Below are 15,796 nucleotides of genomic sequence, written 5' to 3' on the forward strand. Positions count from 1 at the left end.
AATGGTTCGGCGCGGACCATAGCGGGGCGCGCGGCCCAATCAATCAGGGATCAATCGCCCCAGAGCCGTGCGGCGCCGCGCACGCCCGAGGAATCGCCCCACTTCGCCGGAACGATCCGCCCGTCCCAATGGTCGGAGAAGACATGGCGCGCCACGATGTCAGGCAGGCGGTCGTAAAGCTCGGCCACGTTCGACATGCCGCCGCCCAGCACGAAGACCTCCGGATCGGCCAGATTGACCACCATGGCCAAAGCCCGCCCCAGTCGGTTGATGTAACGCTCGAGGGCGGCGGCGGCGCCCGCGTCGCCTGCGCGCGCAGCGTCCACGATGGCCTGCGCCGTCCATGCCCGGCCGGTTACGGCCCCGTGATCGCGCTGGAACCCGACGCCGGAAATCCAAGTCTCGAGACAGCCGTGCAGGCCGCACCAGCAGGCGGGGCCGGGCGCCTCGTCCGCCGAGGGCCAGGGCAGGGAGATGTGGCCGATCTCGGCCGCCACGGCGTGCGTCCCCTCGACCATCCGACCGTCGATGACCAGACCGCCGCCGCAGCCTGTGCCCAGGATGACGCCGAACAGGCTGGCCGCGCCCGCGCCCGCGCCGTCGGCGGCCTCGGACAGAGCCAGACAGTTGGCGTCGTTGGCCAGCCGCACCGGGCGGCCCAGCGTCGCCTCCAGGTCGTCGCCAAAGCGGCGGTCGTTCAGATAGGTGGAGTTGGCGTTGCGGATCAGGCCGGTGCGCGGCGAAGGCGATCCGGGAATGGCCAGACCGACCGACTGTGCGGGGCCGACCTCGGCCTCGACCCGCGCGATCAGTTCGGCGACGAGGCGAAGGGCGGCGTCATAGGTTCCGGGATTCGGTTCGCGGATGCGCGCGGCGAAGGCGCCCGCCTCATCCAGCGCCGCCGCCTCGATCTTGGTGCCGCCGAAGTCGATTCCGATCCGCATGAAGGGGGAGGTAGCACGGGCGGAGGCGGGCGTCGTGTGCGCAACCCTCTCCCGACCTTACTCGCCGTCATCCTCGGGCTTGACCCGAGGATCCAGTGCAGGCGAGCGGTCGGTTGACGATGATGCGCCGCCGTCCCGCCTCTTACAGGTGAGGTTCAGGGCGCGGATGGCTGGATCCTCGGGTCAAGCCCGAGGATGACGGCGGAGGGGCGGAGGGGCGGAGGGGCGGAGGGGCGGAGGGGCGGAGGGGCGGAGGGGCGGAGGCGGGAGGCGCGTCTCAACCCGCCCCGAACACTTTGGCCATCAGCCGTTCCAACGCCGCCGCATCCACGGCGTCGAAGGCGGCCGTCTCCGTCGCGTCCACGTCCAGAACGGCGATCAGATCGCCCGCCGCGTCCAGCACCGGGACCACGATCTCGCTGGCCGAGCGGCTGTCGCAGGCGATGTGGCCGGGGAAGGCGTGGACGTCCTCGACCACCTGGGTCTGGCGGGTCTTCGCCGCCGCGCCGCAGACGCCGCGCCCGAACGGAATCCGCAGGCAGCCCAGCGTGCCCTGATAGGGACCGACCACCAGTTCCTCGGCCTTGGCCGCGTCCACGACGTAGAAGCCGGTCCAGAAAAAGACGGGGAAGGCGTCGGCCAGCATCGACGTCACGGTGGCCATGCGCGCCGTCAGGTTCGGTTCGCCGTCCAGCACGGCCAGAATCTCGGCCTCGACCTCGGCGTAGCGTTTGGCCTTGTCGGCGGGGCGATCGTCACGGGCGACATAGGACATCAGGCGAGGCTCAACGCAATCTAGGGAACGGTATAGTCGCCGCACTCGGGCAGGGGCGCGTCGGGAACATAGGCGCTCAACGCCGGATCGAAAGTGAAGACGCGGCGCACCGTGCATTCGGCGTCGACGGCCTTGACCAGATCCTTGGGCATTAACGGCGGCTTGGCGAGGGAGTCCTCATTGCGCGACACCCGGCCGGGGAAGGTGGTGGCGGTGGAGGCGTAGGTCAGGCGCGGCGGGAAGGCGTCGCCCTCGGCCTTCAACTCGGCGGCGAATTCATATTCGTCATGACAGGCCCCGGCGCGCTGCTTGATGTCCTCTTCGCCGAAGCAGGCGCGGATCATCAGCGATCCCGACAGGGGGACCGTCAGAATCTCCTGCGGCGCTGCGCCCGGCGTGAACCGCACCAGCGTCCGATAGGACGACATGCCGCCGCCGCCCGAATACATGGCCTGCAGCCCCATGTCGGCGCCGAGGATGACGTCGTCGCTTCCAGCCCGGCGCAGGATGGCGCCCGCCGTCCAGAAACCTTCCGAGTTCTCGCTTTCGATGAGGTGGGAGGCGACGGGCGTCCGCTCACCGGGCAGGCCGTCATAGAGGCGCAGAACCTGACGCTCCTGGGTCTCGTCCGTCTCGATCAGGGCGCACCAGCGGCGGTCGACGGTGCAGGCAGGGATGGCCTCGCCCTGAGCGGCTGCCGGAATCGGCTCCAGGGCCTCGAAGGCGGGCTCCGGGGAAGCGGAGGCCAGTGCGACGCTGAGCAAGAGGATCATCAGGTTTTTCTGAGCATCAGGTTGAGGTGGGCGATCCTAGCGTAGTTCGCTTCGGGGCTTCAAACGGGGGTGGTGAGGCGATGTATTTCAAATACCGTTGTTGCGTGAATTGAATTTTAGATGTTCTCTCTTTGGGCGGAACAAACCGCTTGGAGGGAGTGAAATGAAATTTTCAAGAAGCAAAGTTATGTTGGCCGCATTGGGTGTTGTTGCGGTAGCGGCTGTCGCATCTTTTCAATCGCCGACACTCGCTGTTGCTCAACCATCTCTCAATCCGGAATACACCCAGTGCTATTTTGAGGGGTACGATCGCTGTCTGCCGCGCACTCCTGGGGGGATGGTCTATCTGCCCAATCCGGATAGTCCTGAAGGTATAGCTTTTGATATGTGCTTGGCTGATGTCGAACAGCGTTGCGCTGCGCTATACGGCGCCCCTTGAACCGGGCTCGGCGGCCCTATCGGGGCCGCCGTTTCCAACATTCTGTACGTGGTTTCACGGTTGGTAGGCCCGGAGGGACTCGAACCCCCAACCAGACCGTTATGAGCGGTCGGCTCTAACCATTGAGCTACGGGCCCCCGAAGCACAGCAAGCGGTGCCTAGCAGGCGAGGCGGCGGCTGCAAAGCCGCCTTGGACCTGTCACGCTTTTCACCCTGATGAACGGAACCTGCACAGGGGTCTTTTGCGTTCGTTCAGTTTGAAACGGCTAAGTTAGGCCGTGGCTGGCGAACACGCCTGCCCGTTCGATTTCGACGGAGACCTCGTAATGACCCGCACCGCACGCGCCCTGATGCTGGGCACGGCCCTGATGACCTTGGCGGCGCCGGCCGTCGCGTCTGCTCAATCCCAGCCCGGCGGCTCTTCCCCGATACAGGTGCACGCCATGGCTCAACAACCCGCCTTGAACCTGTCGGCCTACGGCGAGGTCAAGGTCGCGCCGGATCAGGCGACGATCAACTTCGGCGTGGTGACCGAGGCCCCGACGGCCCAGGAGGCCATGGCCCAGAACGCCCAGCAGATGACCCGCGTGGTCGCCGCCCTGCGTCGCGCCGGGATCGCCGAGCGCGACATCCAGACCTCGGGGCTGAACCTGTCGGCCCAATATGACTATCAGCAGAACGAACCGCCCAAGCTGCGCGGCTATCAGGCCTCGAACCGCGTCACGGTGACGATTCAGGATCTGACGAAGGTCGGCGCGACCGCCGACGCCGTGGTCGCGGCGGGCGTCAACCAGATCGACGGCATCGGCTTCGGTCTGAAAGACCCGAAGGCGGCCGAGGATCAGGCCCGCGTGCTGGCCGTGCGCGCCCTGCAGGACAAGGCGCGGCTGTACGCCCAGACCCTGGGCGTCGACCTGGGGCCGGTGCGCTCCCTGACCGAGGGCGGCGGCTATGCGCCCGAGGTGCGTCCGCAGGCCATGTACGCCCGCGTCGCCATGGACGCCGGCGGCGCCTCGACCCCGGTCTCCGCAGGCGAACTGACGGTCCGCATCGATATCAGCGGAACCTACGACATCGGGCGCTGATCGCGACCTTGCCGTGAAGGAGAAGGGCTCGCCGGCGACGGCGGGCCCTTTTTCATGGGTTTATTACCGTCCGTTCATTTGACGCGCCGGGCGCGGCCTCTATCCTCACGCTTGGCCGCCTCTGGCCGCGATCCTGGACGTCCGCCTTTCCATGAAGCAGTTCTTCCTCACCATGCTGGGCGTTTTCGCCGGGCTTGTGGCCTTCTTCGTCGTACTGCCGGTGGTGGCGCTGATCTTCTTCGCCATGGCGGCCGGGGCCTCCAAGCCGACGGCGCCCGCCCAGACGGTGCTGGAGCTGGATCTGCGCAGCGGCCTGACGGATCAGACGCCGGTCAATCCTTTCGCGGCCTTCAGCGGCCCCAGCCTGTCGGTGGTTCAGGTCGTGGACGTCCTGGCCCAGGCGGCGGCGGACGACAACGTCAAGGTTCTGCTGGTGCGCGCGCCGGAAGCCGGCATGACGCCCGCCTCGGCCGATGAAGTGCGCCAGGCGATCGCCCGCTTCCGCGCCTCGGGCAAGACGGTGATCGCGCACAGTCAGGGCTTCATGCCGGTGGGCGCGGTGATGTCCAGCTATATGGTCGCCTCCAGCGCTGATCAGCTGTGGCTGCAGAACACCGCCGGATTCCAGGCGGTGGGCCTGGCGGCAGACAGCGTGTTCCTGGGCCGCGCCTTCGAGAAGTACGGCGTCAAGGCCGACTTCGAGCAGCGCTACGAGTACAAGAACGCCGTCAACGAATATACGCAGAGCGACTTCACCGCTCCGCACCGCGAGGCCATGCTGGCCTGGATGGGCTCCATCTACGACAGCGCGGTCGCCAGTATCGCCCGCGACCGCAAGACTACGCCCGAGGCCCTGAAGGCCATTGTCGAGGCTGGTCCCTATACGGCCGATCAGGCCCTGTCGCTGAAGCTGGTCGACAAGATCGGCCAGGTCGAGGAAGCCGAGGCCGCCGCCAAGACCAAGGCCGGCAAGAACGCCAAGATCGTGAAATTCGGCGAATACGCCTCGCTGAAGGGCGCGCGTACGACCTCGGGTTCGGGCTCGGCCAAGTCTGCCATCGCCATCGTCGGCGGCGAGGGCGCGATCATGACCGGCCGCGGCGCCAACGACTCGCCCTTCGGCGGCGGGACCAGCATCCGCTCGGACGACACGGCCAAGGCCATCTATGAGGCCATCGAGGACAAGGACGTGAAGGCCATCGTCTTCCGCGTCTCTTCGCCGGGCGGTTCTCCGGAAGCGTCTGAACAGGTGCTGGCCGCCGTGCGTGCGGCCAAGGCGGCGGGCAAGCCGGTAGTGGTGTCCATGGGCGCCTATGCGGCGTCCGGCGGTTACTGGATCAGTTCGGAAGCCGACTGGATCGTGGCTCAGCCCTCGACCCTGACCGGCTCGATCGGCGTGTTCGGCGGCAAGTTCGTGCTGGCTGATGCGCTTGGACGTTTCGGCGTCGACATGCGCGGCCTGTCGGTCGGCGGCGACTACGCCGACGCCTTCTCGCCGACGCAGAGCTTCGACCAGGGCCAGCGCGCAGCCTTCGCCGCCTCGATGGACCGCATCTACGAAGAGTTCGTCGCCCGTGTGGCCAAGGGCCGCAAGCTGCCGGTCGAGCGCGTGCGCGAGATCGCCAAGGGGCGCGTCTGGACCGGCGCTCAGGCGCACGGCCTGGGTCTGGTCGATCAGCTGGGCGGTCTGGAAGAGGCCGTCGCCAAGGCGCGCCAGCTGGCCAAGATCCCGTCGTCCGAGACCGTCCGGTTCAAGCGCTTCCCGCAACCGCAGACCCCGTGGGAGGCGCTGGCGACGGCTTTCGGCGCCTCGGGCCAGGCCGCTGAAGCCATGGTCAAGGTCGGCCAGGTGATGGGCGATCCCGCCGCCCAGGCCATGCTGAACCGCGTCGAGACCGACCGGATGCGCAGCCGCGGCTCTGTGGTCCTGGCGGATCAGCCGGCCTTCTGAGGCTTCGCCGGGACAACAAATGTGACTGGTGCGTGATGTCGCAGTGCATTGACCGTTCAGGTCGATGGACCGACATTGCGCCTGAGGCGTTCATCAGGACGCTGAGAGAGGCTTTGAGTTCATGATCAACTCCGACCCGATGGGCCAGCTGGGTTTCAATGCGCGCCGTCGGCCCGGTTCCGGCCTGCTGGCGCCCTTCGTCTGGGTCGCGGGCCTGATCGCCACCGCCCTGGCCGTAACGGTCGGCGCCCTGCTGGCCATCTTCACCGCCGCCGCCGTGGCCATGATCGCCCTGGTGGCCGGGGTGCTGGTCTTCTTCGCCGGTTTCGCCCTGCGCGCCCGTCGCGCCATGACGGCGCGTCGTCGTCGCGACGACGGCGTCATTGACGCCAAGAAGGTGGGCGACACCTGGGTGACCTACGGCTGGGAAAAGGACGGGCGTTGATCGCCCGCCTCATGAACCTCTGGCCATGACCGTCTATCCGGACGCGCCCTCTCCGAACTTCGACGCCCGGCGCGGCCCGCCGGACATGCTGGTGCTGCACTACACCGGCATGGAGACGGCCGAGGCGGCGATCGCCCGCCTGCGCGACCCAGAGGCCAAGGTCTCGGCCCACTATGTCGTCGATGAGGACGGCTCCGTTCTACGGCTGGTGCCGGAAGAGCGCCGGGCCTGGCACGCCGGGCGCGGCGCCTGGCAGGGCGAGACCGACGTCAACGCCGCCTCCATCGGCATCGAGATCGTCAATCCGGGCCATGAGTTCGGCTATCGCCTCTTCACCGAGCCGCAGATCGAGGGGGTGATCGCCCTGATCAGCGACATCCGCACCCGCTGGTCCATTCCCGACGCCCGCATCATCGGCCACTCCGACATGGCGCCCGAGCGCAAGCAGGACCCCGGCGAGCTCTTCCCGTGGAAGCGTCTGGCCGAGGCCGGGCACGGCCTGTGGTTCGACCCGGCACCCGAGCGTATCGGCGCTCTGGGCGCGCCTCTGTCGCCGGGCGACGAGGGGCTGGGCGTCATCGTCCTGCGCTCGGGCCTGCACCGGCTGGGCTATGGGGTGCAGCCGGGCGGGGCCTATGACGACGAGACCCGCCTGACGGTCGAGGCCTTCCAGCGCCACTGGCGGCCCGATCGCGTCGACGGCGTCGCCGACGGCGAGACGCGCGCGCGACTGGTCGGCCTGCTGCAACTGGCCTCGGTCGAGAGCGTGACGGGCGTGCTGGATTAAGCCAAGCGCCACGCCTCACCCTCCCCGTGCCGGGGAGGGTGGTCGCGTAGCGACCGGGTGGGGAGGGCTCGGTGATGCAGGCGCTTTCTCGCCCCCTCCGTCACCCTTGGGCCTGACCCGATGATAACGGCGGATGAAGCGGCTTCGGTCGTGTCCGTATCGCCCTGCCGCCCCCGCCCGGTTTCGCCCTTCGGGCTCAACCACCCTCCCCATGAAGGGGAGGGAGAGTGTTGGCGTGCTTTGTCTCACATTGACCTTCCGCCCATTCGCGCGCATCTAGCGCTCGCCAGACGGCCGGGCGGTCGCGGCGGGGGCTTGCTCCCGTCGAGGAAAGTCCGGGCTCCACGGTGAAAAGGCGGCGGGTAACGCCCGCCCGGGGTGACCCGAGGGATAGCGCCACAGAAAGCAAACCGCCTGGGTTTCGGCTCAGGGAAGGGTGAAAGGGTGGGGTAAGAGCCCACCGCGTCGGCGGCAACGTCGACGGCATGGCAAGCCCCGCCTGGAGCAAGACCAAATAGGGACGTCGCGCGGGGCTCGCTCCGCAGGGCTCACCGCCCCAGGCGTCCGGGTAGGTCGCGAGAGCCGTCCAGCAATGGGCGGCCCAGAGGAATGATCGTCGCCGCTTTCGGGCGGAACAGAACCCGGCTTACAGGCCGTCTGGTGTTTATTTTTAGAGGCCCCAACGCGCTTCGTGCTGCTTGAGGGTTTTGAGGCGGGCCCTCTCCCATCGGGAGGGGGCACCCTCGTTAACCATTCCGTTGAAATCAAGGCGTTAGAACTCGTCCACAGGCTGTGAATACTCATTTTGTTCTGTGTATGTTCTGATTTTACAGTCCTTGAGGCGCTGATCGAACCGCAAATTAGGTTAAAGGGCGTCAACTAATCCCATTGAGGCCCATTCTGTCCCATGCTATCCCAGTGGCTCATGAGTAGGGGCTACGGCCCGACGCGTGGGTTTTTCACCGGATTTCAGGGGCGGGCCGCAGGGTTCGATAGGGCAGGGCGTGTTTCTCTCGACCTACGAGAAGCAGCTGGACGGCAAGCGCCGTCTCCTGATCCCCCAGGAATTCCGCACGGCTGAGAACGGCGCCGAGCACGGCGTCTTCTGCTTTCCCTCCATCGAAGCCGATTGCCTGGAAGCGGGCGGCGACAAGCTGTTCGCCGAATATCGCGCGGTGATCGAAAGCCTGCCGTTCGGCGATCCCTATCGCTCGGCGCTGGAAGCCTCGATCTTCGGCGAACAGAAGCCGCTGGCTTATGACTCGGGCGGGCGCATCACCCTGCCGGAGCATCTGTGCGCCGAGGTCGACCTGTCCGACACGGTCGTCATCTACGGTGTCGGCGAGCGCTTCCAGATCTGGAACAAGGACAAGTGGGCCGCGCACCGCGCCGAGCAGCGCCGCATGGCGCGCGAGGGCCTGAAACAGTTCGGCGAGATGCGTCGCCAGGCCGCTGCGGCGAAGACGGGAGGGGCGGCATGACCTCTCCGCACGCGCCCGTCCTGCTGGCCGAGGTGATCGAGGCGCTGGCGCCCAAGGCGGGCGACGTCGTCATCGATGCCACCTTCGGCGCGGGCGGCTATACGCGCGCCATTCTGGAGCACGGAGCCGAGGTTGTGGCGCTGGATCGCGACCCGACGGTGCAGCCGTTCGCAGAGGCCGTGGCGCGCGACTTCCCCGACCGCTTCCAACTGATCCGCACGCCTTTCTCGGGTCTGGCCGAGGCGTTCGAGGAGAGCGGCAAGGCGAAGCTGGACGGCGCCGTCTTCGACATCGGCGTCTCGTCCATGCAACTGGATCAGGCCGAGCGCGGCTTCTCCTTCATGCGCGACGGGCCGCTGGACATGCGGATGAGCGATGAGGGCGTCACCGCCGCCGACATCGTCAATACCTGGGATCACGGGCCGCTGGCCCATATCTTCAAGCTGTACGGCGACGAGCGTCAGTCGGGCCGGGTCGCCACCGCCATTCTGCGCCGCCGGGTCGAGCAGCCGTTCACCCGCACCCTCGATCTGGCCGAGGTGGTGGAGAAGGCTCTGGGCGGGCGTCGCGGCGCCGCCATCCATCCGGCCACCCGCGTGTTTCAGGCCCTGCGCATCGCCGTCAACGACGAGCTGGGCGAGCTGGAACGCGGGCTGGAGGCGGCTGAGGCGACGCTGGCGCCCGGCGGTCGGCTGGTCGTCGTCACCTTCCATTCGCTGGAAGACCGCATCGTCAAAGCCTTCATGACCGAGCGCACCGGCAATGCGCCGGGCGGTTCGCGCCATGCGCCGGTCGCGGTCGAGATGCGCAAGCCCAGCTTCGACCTGATGTTCAAGGGCGCGCGCGAGGCGGGCGAGGCCGAACTGGCCGCCAACCCCCGCGCCCGTTCGGCCAAGCTGCGCGCAGGGATTCGCACCAGCGCCCCGGCCTGGGGCGCGGTGAAGGGGAGGGGCGCATGATGACTGTGCCTGAGCCCATCAAGCGCCTGTTCGAGTGGAAGGTGCGCGGCGTGCGCTGCGTCGAGATCATCGGCGTGGCCTGCGTGCTGGCGCTGGTCTTCTCGGTCTATATCGCCAAGGCGGCCGCCGCTCGCGAAAGCGCCGAGATCAGCAGCCTGGAGCGCGACATCCGCGAGAACCGCGAGCGGGTCCGCCTGCTGCGCGCCGAGGTCACGCGGCTGGAGCAGCCCGCGCGGCTGGAGGCCCTGTCGCGCGAGATCGGCCTGGGTCCGGTCGATGTGAAGAAGCAGGCGGGCGCGGCGGCTTTGCCCGCGATCGCGCCGCCGCCGGTTGAAAAACCCGTCGCTGCCCCTGCTGCTCCCGCCGCGGAGGCCGTGCAATGAGCGTGCATGACCATCACGGCATGGGCTATCGCGGCCGCCCGCAGGCGACCTTCGGCGGCGCCGTTTCGGCCTGGGGGCGCTGGGTCGCCTCCCTGGTGTGGAACCTGGAGCATTCGTTCGAGCGCGCCCGCGCCGACGCCCGCCCGGAAGAGGACACCCGCGTCCGCATCTTCCTGATCATGGCGGCCTTCTGCGTCGTCTTCGCCTGCCTGGCCCTGGGCGCGGCGCACGCCGCCCTGCTGACGCCGCGCGGCGGAGCCGGGGCGGGCTTCCATCCCGGCGCCCTGACGCGCGCCGATCTGGTGGATCGCAACGGTCAGCTGCTGGCGACCAACATCACCCACTACGGCCTCTACATCGACCCGCGCGAGGTCTGGGACATTCCGGCCGCCAAGGCCCAGCTGCGCCGCGCCCTGCCGCGCATTTCCGCCGCGCGTCTGGATCGGGTGCTGAGCGGCGAGCGTCGTCTGATCGCCCTGAACGGCCTGACGCCGGCCGAGCGCCGGGCGGTCCACGCCCTGGCCCTGGGCGGGGTGACGTTCGAGCCGGAAGACCGCCGCGTCTATCCGCTGGGAAGCTCGGCCGTGCACCTGATCGGTCGTTCGGACACGGGCGGCGAGGGCGTGGCGGGCGCCGAGCTGGCCTTCGATCAGGAAATTCGCGCGGCGGGCGCCGCCAGCGAGGACTTCCCCCTGTCCATCGACCTGCGGGTCCAGGGCGTGGTCGAGAACGAACTGGCCATCGCCGCCGAGGAGCATAAGGCCAAGGGCGCCGTCGCCGTCGTCGCCGATGTGCAGACCGGCGAGATCCTGGCCATGGCCTCGTGGCCGACCTACGACGCCAACCGCCGCAACGCCGCGCCGGAAGAGGCCACGCTGAACCGCGTCGTCTCGGCCCACTATGAGATGGGCTCGGTGTTCAAGAGCTTCACCGTCGCCGCCGGGATCGACACCGGCCGGGCCGACATGAACACCCTGTTCGACGCCTCTCAGGCGCTGCAGATCGGCAAGCGCCGCATCACCGACTTCCACGCCACCAACAAGGTGCTGACGCTGGAGGAGGTTTATCTGCACTCGTCCAACATCGGCACCTCGCGCCTGGCGGTCGAGATGGGCGGCGATGTGATGCGCGACTATTTCCGCCGTTTGGGCCTGCTGGACGCCGCCCCGATCGAGCTGAAGGAATCGGCCGCCCCGCCCAAGGTGAGGAAGTGGGACGACAGCACCCTGGCCTCGCTGTCCTTCGGCTACGGCATCATGGTCACGCCGATCCAGTATGTGTCGGCCTATGGCGCGCTGGTGAACGGCGGGCGCTATGTGCCGCCGACGCTGCGCAAGGGCGGTCGTCCCAACGCCCAGACGCATCAGGTCATTTCGCCGGAAACCTCGGCCAACATGATCGATCTGATGCGCCGCAACGTCACGCGCGCTTCGGGCCGGTTCGCCGATGCGCCGGGCCTGCGGATGGGCGGCAAGACGGGCTCGGCCAACAAACTGGTCAACGGCCGCTATAATCCGGCGGTGGCCGTCGGCTCCTTCGCCGGGGTCTTCCCCGCTGACGGGCCGGTGGACGCCAAGCGCTACACCGTCTTTGTCCTGATGGACGAGCCGGGCGTCTATCCGCGCACCGGCGGCTATGTCGCCGCGCCCGCCGTGGGCCGCATCGCCGCCCGCATCGCCGGCTTCCTGGGCGTCGAGCGCAAGGCCGACCGCTGGTCCACCGCCCTGGGCGAAAAGATCCCGGAGTTCCAGGACGTGGAGGGCGACGGCCGATGAGCCAACTGCGCCTTTCCGAACTGCTGCGCCGCGACGTGGCCTCGGACCCCGAGATCACAGCCGTCACCGCCGACAGCCGCCAGGTCGTGCCCGGCGCCCTGTTCGTCGCCCTGCCGGGGACGCAGGCCGACGGCCGCGCCTTCATTCCGCAGGCCCTGGCCAAGGGCGCGGCGGCTGTGCTGGCGCCGTCGGACACGCCTGCGGGCGCGGCGCCGGTCCTGGTCGGATCGGGCGACGTGCACCGGGCCTACGCCATCGCCGCACGCGCTTTCTACGGCGCCCAGCCCCGCACCTGCGTCGCGGTGACCGGCACCAACGGCAAGACCTCGGTCGCCAACTTCTGCCGCCAGATCTGGGCAGGGCTCGGCCTGAAGTCGGCCAGCATGGGCACCCTGGGCGTGGTCGGCCAGAAGGGCGACAAGACCTACGCCCTGACCGGCCCCGGCCTGACCAGCCCCGACGCCGCCGAGGCCGCGCGCCTGCTGGCCGAACTGGCCCGCAAGGAAGTCACCCATCTGGCGCTGGAGGCCTCGTCCCACGGCATCGACCAGCGGCGTCTGGACGGGGTGGCGATCAAGGCGGCGGGCTTCACCAATCTGACGCAGGACCACCTCGATTATCACGGCACGATGGACGAATACCGCGCCGCCAAGATGCGCCTGTTCGAGGCCCTGCTGCCGCGCGGGCGCACGGCGGTTCTGAACGCGGATTCCGACGCCTATTCGGCCTTCGCCTCGGCCTCGATCATGGCCGGTCTGGGCGTGATGGGCGTGGGCGAGCGCGGGCGCGACCTGACCCTGTTGGCGCGCCGGGCGACGCCGGAAGGCCAGCGCCTGACCCTCGACGTGCGCGGCCGGGTGCACGATGTCCTGCTGCCGCTGGCGGGCGCGTTCCAGGCGTCCAACGCCCTGGTGGCGGCGGGTCTGTGCATCGCCGGCGGCGAAGACCCCGACCGGGTGATCCCGGCGCTGGAGTTGATCCAAGGCGCGCAAGGCCGCCTGCAACGCATCCCCGGCGGCGCGCGCGGCGGCGAGGTCTATGTCGATTACGCCCATACCCCCGACGGTCTGGAGACGGTGCTGAACGCGCTGCGTCCGCACGCGACCGGCCGTCTGATCGTCGTCTTCGGCGCGGGCGGCGACCGGGATCGGGCCAAGCGTCCGCTGATGGGCGAGATCGCGGGGCGTCTGGCCGATACAGCCATCGTCACCGACGACAATCCGCGTTCCGAAGACCCCGCCGTCATCCGCGCCCAGGTCCGCGCCGGCTGCCCCGACGCGCTGGAGATCGGCGACCGCCGCGAGGCCATCCGCCACGCCGTCTCCCTGATGCGCGAAGGAGATGTGGTCGTGATCGCCGGAAAAGGGCATGAACAGGGTCAGATCGTCGGCGGGGTCGTGCATCCCTTCGATGACGCCGCCGAAGCGACCGAAGCCCTGAAAGACCATGCCTGACGCTCACACGCCGCTCTGGACCGCCGAAGCCATCGCCTCGGCGACCGGAGGACGGCTTCATGGACCCGACGCTGAAGTCTCGGGCCTGACCTACAACAGCCGCGAGATCGCGCCGGGCGATCTGTTCCTGGCCCTGCACGGCGCGCGCGACGGGCATGAGTTCGCTGGCGCCGCCTTTGCCGCGGGCGCGACGGTGGCCCTGGTCGACCGGCCGGTCGAGGGCGGGCCTTATGTGCTGGTTCCTGACACGCTGAAGGGGCTGGAGGCGTTGGGCGTCGCCGCGCGCGATCGGGCCCGCCTGCGCGGCGCCGTCACCGGCAGCGTCGGCAAGACCAGCGTGACCCAGGCGATCAAGGCGGGCCTCGATCTGGCCGGTTCGGCGCACGCCTCGATCAAGAGCTACAACAACCACATCGGCGTGCCCCTGACGCTGGCGCGGATGCCGCAGGGCACCGACCGCGCGGTGTTCGAGATCGGCATGAACCATCCGGGCGAGATCGGGCCGCTGTCGCAGTTTGTTCAGCCTCATGCTGCCTGCGTCACCACGGTCGGGCCGGTCCACATCGAAGCCTTCGCCGACGGCGAGGCGGGCGTGGCGCGCGAGAAGGCCGCCATCTTTGAGGGGCTGGCGCTGGGCGGGATCGCCGTGGTCAACGCCGCCGACGCCTATGCTGACATCGTGCGTCAAGGCGCGGAAAAGGCCGGGGCCGTGGTGCGGACCTTCGGTCATGCGGTGGGCTGCGACGCGCGCCTGCTGAACTTCGTGGCCGACAGCGAGGGCGCGACCGTCACCGCTGAACTGGACGGACGGCGCATTGAATATCGCCTCGCGCAGTCGGGCGTGCACTGGGGGCTGAACAGCCTGTGCGTCATCCTGATGCTGCAGGCGCTGGACGTGTCGCTGGATACGGCGCTTCAGGCGCTGGCCGGGTTCCAGCCGCTGGCGGGGCGCGGGCAGGAGCGGACGGTGGCCGTCCCCGGCGGCGCCTTCACCCTGATCGACGAGAGCTACAACGCCAATCCGCTGTCGATGAAGGCCGGTTTCGTCAGCCTGGGCGCCAAGCCCGTGGGGCCGGGCGGGCGCCGCGTCGTGGTGCTGACCGACATGCTGGAGCTGGGCGAGCACAGCCGGGCTCTTCACGAAGGGCTGGCCCCCGCCATCGTCGCCGCCGGTCTGGATGTGGTGCATACGGCCGGGCCGCAGATGCGCCTGCTGCATGACGCCCTGCCGCCTGCGCTGCGCGGCGAGTGGCGCGAGACGGCCGCCGAACTGGCCGCCGAGGCTGCGACCCTGATCCAGCCGGGCGACGTGGTCATGGTCAAGGGCTCGAACGGCTCGAAGGCCTCGCTGGTCGCGGCCGCGCTTGCAAATCTCGGCGTGGCCGAACAAGAGGCGCGCGTCGCCGCCGAGGCCCAAGGGAAGTCCGCCTGATGTTCTATTTGCTCTATCTCTATTACGCGGACATCGCCCAGGAATATCCGCTGCTGCACCTGATCCAGTATCAGACGGTGCGTGTGGCCCTGGCCATGGCCACGGCCATGATCGTGGCGGTGGCCATGGGCAGCCGCTTCATCAACTGGATCCGCGCCAAGCAGGGCCGGGGCCAGCCGATCCGCGACGACGGTCCGGTCTCGCACCTGTCCAAGGTCGGCACCCCCACCATGGGCGGGTTGATGATCCTGGCGGGCATCGGCGTGGCCGTGCTGCTGTGGGGCGACCTGACCAACCCCTACATCTGGATCGTCTCGGGCGTGACGGCGGCCTTCGGCGTGCTGGGCTTCATCGACGACTACGCCAAGGTGACGAAGCAGACCTCGGCCGGGCTGACGTCCAAGCAGAAGCTGCTGGCCCAGACGATCGTGGCGGTGATCGCCGGCGTGCTGACCGTGCTGTGGATGACCCAGTCGCCGACCTCGCCCGGGCTTGAGACCTCGATCGCCTTCCCCTTCCTGAAGGCGGTGCTGCTGAACATCGGCTGGTTCTATGTGGCCTTTGCGGCCTTCACCATCATCGGCTTCTCGAACGCGGTGAACCTGACGGACGGGCTGGACGGCCTGGCCATCGTGCCGGTGATGATGGCGGCCGGCGCTTTCGGCATCATCAGCTACCTGGTCGGCAACTTCCTGTTCGCGGACTATCTGCAGGTCCACCACGTGCCGGGCGCGGGCGAGCTGGCCATCTTCTGCGCCGCCATCATCGGCGGGGGCATGGGCTTCCTCTGGTACAACGCCCCGCCGGCCAAGATCTTCATGGGCGACACCGGCTCGTTGGCCCTGGGCGGCGCCCTCGGCTCCATGGCCGTGGCGACCAAGCACGAGCTGGTGCTGGGCATCGTCGGCGGCCTGTTCGTGGTCGAGGCGGCCTCGGTCATGATCCAGGTCGGCTACTTCAAGCTGACCGGCAAGCGCATCTTCCTGATGGCGCCGATCCACCACCATTTCGAGAAGATGGGCTGGCCGGAATCCACCGTCGTCATCCGTTTCTGGATCGTCGCCGCCATGCTGGCGCTGCTCGGTCTGGCCACGCTGAAGCTGCGTTGATCCG

14 protein-coding genes, 1 tRNA gene and 1 other RNA gene are annotated in these 15,796 nt (G+C 68.6%); 12 read left to right on the forward strand and 4 right to left on the reverse strand.

Features of this window, described 5'->3' with window-relative positions; all coding sequences use genetic code 11:
• Positions 1-50: 50 nt before the first annotated feature.
• The 4 genes from AC3IPP_RS03720 to AC3IPP_RS03735 all read right to left on the reverse strand — a co-directional run bounded on the left by AC3IPP_RS03720 (position 51) and on the right by AC3IPP_RS03735 (position 3,068).
• A complete protein-coding gene (locus AC3IPP_RS03720) occupies positions 51-944 on the reverse strand; it encodes an ROK family protein (RefSeq protein WP_489150409.1) in 894 nt (297 codons plus the stop codon).
• Positions 945-1,221: 277 nt separating this feature from the next.
• Positions 1,222-1,719, reverse strand: a complete 498-nt coding sequence (locus tag AC3IPP_RS03725) for a GAF domain-containing protein (protein ID WP_489150410.1) — start codon at positions 1,717-1,719, stop codon at positions 1,222-1,224.
• 20 nt (positions 1,720-1,739) lie between these two features.
• Positions 1,740-2,492 carry a hypothetical protein gene (locus AC3IPP_RS03730; protein WP_489150411.1) on the reverse strand — a complete coding sequence of 251 codons (753 nt, stop codon included), beginning with the start codon at positions 2,490-2,492 and terminating at the stop codon, positions 1,740-1,742.
• A gap of 500 nt (positions 2,493-2,992) precedes the next feature.
• A tRNA-Ile gene (locus AC3IPP_RS03735) sits at positions 2,993-3,068 on the reverse strand.
• 189 nt (positions 3,069-3,257) lie between these two features.
• Between AC3IPP_RS03735 and AC3IPP_RS03740 the strand changes: the two genes are divergently transcribed.
• From AC3IPP_RS03740 to mraY, 12 genes are all read left to right on the forward strand, one after another.
• Positions 3,258-4,016 (forward strand): SIMPL domain-containing protein, encoded by a 759-nt coding sequence (locus AC3IPP_RS03740; RefSeq protein ID WP_489150412.1) that lies wholly within the window; start codon positions 3,258-3,260, stop codon positions 4,014-4,016.
• 151 nt (positions 4,017-4,167) lie between these two features.
• Entirely contained in the window at positions 4,168-5,967 is a 1,800-nt protein-coding gene (sppA, locus tag AC3IPP_RS03745; protein ID WP_087138946.1) for a signal peptide peptidase SppA, read from the forward strand.
• A 121-nt stretch (positions 5,968-6,088) separates the two neighbouring features.
• A complete protein-coding gene (locus AC3IPP_RS03750) occupies positions 6,089-6,412 on the forward strand; it encodes a hypothetical protein (protein WP_489150413.1) in 324 nt (107 codons plus the stop codon).
• 25 nt (positions 6,413-6,437) lie between these two features.
• The gene (locus AC3IPP_RS03755) at positions 6,438-7,199 is read left to right on the forward strand and encodes an N-acetylmuramoyl-L-alanine amidase (protein ID WP_489150414.1); all 762 of its coding nucleotides are present in this window, start codon (positions 6,438-6,440) and stop codon (positions 7,197-7,199) included.
• A gap of 286 nt (positions 7,200-7,485) precedes the next feature.
• Positions 7,486-7,864: RNase P RNA component class A (gene rnpB, locus AC3IPP_RS03760), an RNA gene on the forward strand.
• A 339-nt stretch (positions 7,865-8,203) separates the two neighbouring features.
• Positions 8,204-8,680: a division/cell wall cluster transcriptional repressor MraZ gene (locus tag AC3IPP_RS03765; RefSeq protein WP_087138949.1), complete on the forward strand. Its 477-nt coding sequence runs from the start codon at positions 8,204-8,206 to the stop codon at positions 8,678-8,680.
• Positions 8,677-9,639, forward strand: coding sequence for a 16S rRNA (cytosine(1402)-N(4))-methyltransferase RsmH (gene rsmH, locus AC3IPP_RS03770; RefSeq protein WP_489150415.1), 963 nt, complete (start codon positions 8,677-8,679; stop codon positions 9,637-9,639). Before AC3IPP_RS03765 ends, rsmH begins: the two co-directional genes overlap by 4 nt.
• Positions 9,636-10,022, forward strand: coding sequence for a cell division protein FtsL (ftsL, locus tag AC3IPP_RS03775; RefSeq protein ID WP_489150416.1), 387 nt, complete (start codon positions 9,636-9,638; stop codon positions 10,020-10,022). The genes rsmH and ftsL overlap by 4 nt, the downstream gene beginning before the upstream one ends.
• Positions 10,019-11,797: a peptidoglycan D,D-transpeptidase FtsI family protein gene (locus AC3IPP_RS03780; RefSeq protein ID WP_489150417.1), complete on the forward strand. Its 1,779-nt coding sequence runs from the start codon at positions 10,019-10,021 to the stop codon at positions 11,795-11,797. The genes ftsL and AC3IPP_RS03780 overlap by 4 nt, the downstream gene beginning before the upstream one ends.
• Positions 11,794-13,251, forward strand: a complete 1,458-nt coding sequence (locus AC3IPP_RS03785) for a UDP-N-acetylmuramoyl-L-alanyl-D-glutamate--2,6-diaminopimelate ligase (RefSeq protein ID WP_489150418.1) — start codon at positions 11,794-11,796, stop codon at positions 13,249-13,251. The genes AC3IPP_RS03780 and AC3IPP_RS03785 overlap by 4 nt, the downstream gene beginning before the upstream one ends.
• Positions 13,244-14,683, forward strand: coding sequence for a UDP-N-acetylmuramoyl-tripeptide--D-alanyl-D-alanine ligase (locus AC3IPP_RS03790; protein WP_489150419.1), 1,440 nt, complete (start codon positions 13,244-13,246; stop codon positions 14,681-14,683). Before AC3IPP_RS03785 ends, AC3IPP_RS03790 begins: the two co-directional genes overlap by 8 nt.
• The gene (gene mraY / locus AC3IPP_RS03795) at positions 14,683-15,792 is read left to right on the forward strand and encodes a phospho-N-acetylmuramoyl-pentapeptide-transferase (protein WP_087138955.1); all 1,110 of its coding nucleotides are present in this window, start codon (positions 14,683-14,685) and stop codon (positions 15,790-15,792) included. Before AC3IPP_RS03790 ends, mraY begins: the two co-directional genes overlap by 1 nt.
• Positions 15,793-15,796 lie beyond the last annotated feature (4 nt).

The sequence above is a fragment of the Brevundimonas sp. KH_060 genome (assembly GCF_057838275.1).